Source organism: Oribacterium sp. (assembly GCF_057249185.1).
In genome coordinates, this window is sequence record NZ_DBHIGR010000187.1 from 1 (window position 1) to 3,997 (window position 3,997).

General features: G+C 45.3%; 2 protein-coding genes. Both read right to left on the minus strand.

The annotated features are described in order from the left end of the window. Window positions 1-246 precede the first annotated feature (246 nt). Window positions 247-1,980, minus strand: coding sequence for a [FeFe] hydrogenase, group A (locus ACO4PX_RS09065; protein ID WP_485572341.1), 1,734 nt, complete (start codon window positions 1,978-1,980; stop codon window positions 247-249). Beyond that, window positions 1,974-3,809, minus strand: coding sequence for an NAD(P)-binding protein (locus ACO4PX_RS09070; protein ID WP_485572342.1), 1,836 nt, complete (start codon window positions 3,807-3,809; stop codon window positions 1,974-1,976). The genes ACO4PX_RS09065 and ACO4PX_RS09070 overlap by 7 nt, the downstream gene beginning before the upstream one ends. Window positions 3,810-3,997 lie beyond the last annotated feature (188 nt).

Sequence of the window (3,997 nt, forward strand, 5' to 3'; positions counted from 1 at the left end):
CAAAAGACACAACCAAATAAAGACTCTATTTTGTGTCTTTAATATCGCATAAACTCATCATTTTTATTCACACTAATGAATAAAAATGAATTTATAATCTTAACGAGTATCCCCCGCCCGGTGTGCAATATCTGCTTTAGAGAAAAAAAAGAGAAGGGACTGTAAAAAATCAAAACAAGAAAACTATTTTGATTTTTACAGTCCCTTCTCCGTATAGAATAGAAAACTCTATGGTAGAAAAATATCTTATTCACTTTCTCCCGGCATCAGCCAGCCCTTTTGACTGGTATGCAGAAGCTCTTCCGCTCTCTCAGATAGGGGTTTCTCCAGATAATCCTGGTAAACCAGCTTGATAGAAGGATTCTCATGACTGAAACGAAGGGTTCCTTCCCGATCCTGCTTATAGAGAACCGGTGCACGATGGGCAGCCATTTCCTTCTGATCATGAATCGGCTGGCCACCACCGCCTACACAACCTCCCGGGCAGGCCATGACTTCTACAAAGTCATAATGCACCTGTCCCTTCTTTAGAGCTGTTAAAAGGCGATCTGCATTAGCCAATCCGTTCACTACGGCAATCTTTAGCTTATTTCCGGCAATATCAAAGGAGGATTCCTTCCAGCCATCCATTCCTCTTACATCCTTGAAAGCATCCGGATCCGGATTCTCTCCTGTTGCCAGATAATATGCGGAACGTAAAGCCGCCTCCATAACACCGCCGGTTGCACCGAAAATATTACCTGCACCGGAGCCCAGTCCTAAAGGCATATCCAGCTCTATATCCTTCATCTTCTTGGGTGAAATATGCATAGCCCGAATCAAGCGATTAACCTCTCTTGTGGTTAAAGCTACATCTACATCAAAATTGCCTTCGCTGTCCGTCATATTGGGATAGGAGCATTCCGCTTTTTTCGCAAGACAAGGCATGATGCTGACAGAGAAGATTTTCTTAGGGCTTACCTTTAAAATATCCGCATAATAGCTCTTGGCAATAGCACCGAACATCTGCTGGGGAGACTTGGAAGTAGAAACCTGCGGAATATACTCGGGATAATGACTCTTAATAAATCTAACCCAACCCGGACAGCAGCTGGTAAACATAGGGAAGTCCCCTTCCTGATGGGTTAACTTATGTAAGAACTCGGAAGCTTCCTCCATAATGGTTAAATCCGCTGCAAAGTCGGTATCGAATACATAGTCAAAGCCCATTTCCTTTAAGCAGCTGGCCAGTCTCTGCACAGAGGCTTCTTCCGCATCCAAGCCGAATTCCTCTCCCCATGCCGTACGAATGGATGGGGCGATCTGTGCCAGTACAATGGTCTCCGGATCATCTAAAGCATCCAAAACCTTATCTGTATCATCTCTTTCTCTAAGAGCACCTACAGGACAATGGGTAATGCACTGTCCGCAAAGAGAACAGGGGGAATCCTCCAAACGATAGAAATCTCGAACATCTACCGTACTCTTTCCGCCACTGTTGATAACATCCCAAACATGGGTAGCCTGAATCTTATCGCAGACCTGAATACAACGCATACACTTAATACATTTGTCATATTCTCGAATCAAGGGGAAGCTTTTGGATCCCTTTTGCTTCGGCAGATCCTTAGGAAAGCTTTCTCCCATAATATTTAAGTCATTGGCAACGTGCTGTAACGCACAGTTCCCGGAACGAACACAGGTGGTGCAGGTAACATTGTGCTGAGATAAAATCAGCTCTACGTTACATTTTCTGGCTTCTCTTGCCTTTTTGGAATTGGTATGCACTACCATTCCCTCCAGCACAGGGCTGTTACAAGCGGCATGAAGTCTCTGGTCTCCTTCCACCTCTACAACGCAGACACGGCAGGCGCCAATTTCATTTAAGCCCTTGAAGTAGCAGAGGGTAGGGATATAAACGCCAATTTCCTTAGCCGCTTCCAAGATGGTGGTATGCTCCGGAACACATACTTTTTTTCCATCGATTGTACAATTTACCATTTGCATTCTCTGCCTCCCTTAAAGATACCATAACCAAAGTGATCACAGTGAAGACATCTGCCCGACTCTTGGCAAGCCTCTTCATCTGTCATTCCGTACTCCATAAGCTTAAAGTCCTTAACCCGCTCATCGGCAGGACGCTCTTTCATATTGACCCGGCCGGTAGGTGCATTGTCATCGAAACGAACCGGTGGAAGTTCGATTTCAGAGGTAATCTCATGACAGTAGCCAAGGTACTCATCGATGTTAGCCGCAGCAGTCTTTCCTGCAGCAATCGCACGAATTACGGTTGCAGGACCGGTTACACAGTCTCCTCCTGCAAAAATGCCGTCAACATCCTTCAGTGCAGAAGTATCTAAGGCATGAATTCTTCCGGATTCAATAGGAATTTCCTGATATTCCTCGAACTTACGGAAGTCGATACCCTGACCGATGGCTACCAGAACCAGATCTGCCTTAAGCTCTACTTCAGGTGCCTGAGAATCCTTGGGGGAAGGTCTTCCATAACGTACTCCTCCAATAATCTGGGGCTTAAGCACCAGCCCCTTACAATGTCCATTCTCATCCTTCTCAATGCGAACCGGGGAATGAAGCTCTACGATATCGCAACCGTCTGCGATTGCGCCCTCTACCTCTTCCGGTAGAGCGGTCATATCTACTCTACGTCTTCTGTAGGCAATCTTTACGGTCTTTGCTCCCAGACGAATTGCGGAACGCGCCACGTCCATAGCCACGTTTCCTCCGCCCACTACAATGACATTCAAGCCGCTAAAATCGGGATAATCATCATCTCCAATATTTCTAAGCATCTCTACAGCGGAAATTACGCCCTGAGCATCTTCTCCCGGAATACCCAGCTTCTTATCTGTGTGGGCACCGATAGATACGTAAACCGCATCATACTGCTTTCTTAAATCCTTTAAGCTGATATCATGTCCGATGGAGACATCCGTCTTAACCTGGAAGCCGGCCTTCTTTAAACCGTCAATTTCGTGATCCAGGATTTCTCTGGGAAGTCTATAAGCCGGAATTCCATAACGGAGCATTCCTCCCAGCTGCTTTCTCTGCTCATATACCATAACATCATGTCCCATAATGCTAAGGTAATAAGCAGCACTTAAGCCGGAGGGACCGCCACCTACGATAGCAATCTTCTTTCCGGTCTTATCCATAATCTTCGGTGCGGGAATCTCTCCCTCATGCTCTACCGCATAGCGCTTAAGTCCACGAATATTAATCGCCTTATCCACCATGGTTCTTCTGCAACGAAGCTCACAGGGATGCTCGCAGATTAAACCGCAGGCAGCAGGGAAGGGATTATCCTTTCGAATCAACTGTACCGCATCTCCGTAACGACCTTCATGAATCAAAGAAACATATCCGGGAACATCTACATGGGCAGGACAAAGGGATACGCAAGGAACCGGCTGGCTTAGCTTGGCAAAACAACGTCCATGCTGTACATGCTCCGCATAGTCCTCATAGAAACCGCGGATTCCTCTAAGCACCATCTTCGCCGCTTCAAATCCGATGGCGCAATCTGCAGAGTTATAGATTCCTTCTGCAGTTTTCTCGATGGTCTTTAAAGTATCCATATCCGCAGAACCGTCCAATACGGATTCAATCAGACCTTCCAACTGTCCAAGTCCCACTCTACAGGGAGTACACTTTCCACAGGATTGGGAATGACATACATGAACAAAAGCCTCTGCCAAGTCAACAGGACAAAGACCAGGCTGGGACGCCTGAATTCTTCGCTCTATGTCTCGGTAAAGGCCTTCTACGGTTTTTTGGGCTTCATTTTCAGTTACAATTATTAACCTGCTCATTTTTTCTCCTTTGCCAAACGCAATTGCGTCTTGCTATAGACTCTTCCATCCCTAATTTAGGGTTCTTAAATGAAGTATAACACAAAAATCTTTTTCTTTCTGTTTAAAAAAAGAATAAACTTTTTGTGCAAAATCTATAATAGATAAAAAATTAACAGGGTCTAAATTTGTTAGTATATGCTAACTTT